Source organism: Streptomyces narbonensis, assembly GCF_014649015.1.
GTDB classification, from domain to species: Bacteria; Actinomycetota; Actinomycetes; order Streptomycetales; family Streptomycetaceae; genus Streptomyces; species Streptomyces narbonensis.
Genome location: NZ_BMSF01000157.1, coordinates 1 through 607, shown reverse-complemented (window position 1 = coordinate 607; position 607 = coordinate 1). Strand labels below are relative to the sequence as shown.

At 20.1% G+C, this 607-nt stretch carries 2 protein-coding genes; one reads left to right on the top strand and one right to left on the bottom strand.

Going from position 1 to position 607, the window contains the following annotated elements; all coding sequences use genetic code 11:
- Window positions 1–287: tRNA (adenosine(37)-N6)-threonylcarbamoyltransferase complex transferase subunit TsaD (locus tag IE124_RS34340; protein WP_440862332.1), on the top strand; the 287-nt coding region annotated here is incomplete at its 5' end.
- A gap of 17 nt (window positions 288–304) precedes the next feature.
- On the opposite strand, the gene IE124_RS34335 is transcribed toward IE124_RS34340, so the two are convergent.
- Window positions 305–607 (bottom strand): rRNA adenine N-6-methyltransferase family protein (locus IE124_RS34335; protein ID WP_306432464.1); only part of this gene is annotated, 303 nt, incomplete at its 5' end.

The following is a 607-nucleotide window of genomic DNA, read 5'->3' as shown; positions in this document are numbered from 1 at the left end:
GTATAAAATCTTTTCATGCTTTAAAAAAATATGGTAGAGTTAATCTTTTAGTTTCAGGAGGAGTAAGTGCAAATAAGAATTTACGTAATAAGTTAAAAAAACAATTAAAAAAATATATAAATAAATTAAAAATTTATTTTCCAAATAAAAAACTTTGTACAGATAATGCGGCTATGATTGCTTATCTAGGTGCTCTTCGTATAAATTCAGGAGAAAAAGTATATAAGAATATTAAGATATTTCCTAAATGGTCTTTAGAAAAACTAAAATATCCTTTATATAATTAATTCTATTATTTTATTAGTTAATTTAATTCTATTATTTTATTAGTTAATTTTACAAATTCATTTATACTTAATGTTTCTGCTCTTCGCTCTGGATTAATTTTTAATAACTTCAGATTAAAAGAATCTATTAATCCTTTTAAATTATTTTTTAAGGTTTTTCTTTTTGTTGAAAAAGATTTTTTTACTATAAAAAAAAATCTTTTTTTATTAGTTACTATAAAAGGCAATTTTTTATATGGGATTAATTTAATCAGAGTCGAATCTACTTTAGGTTTTGGAATAAAGTTTTCAGAACTTAAATCAAATATTTTAAAAACCTT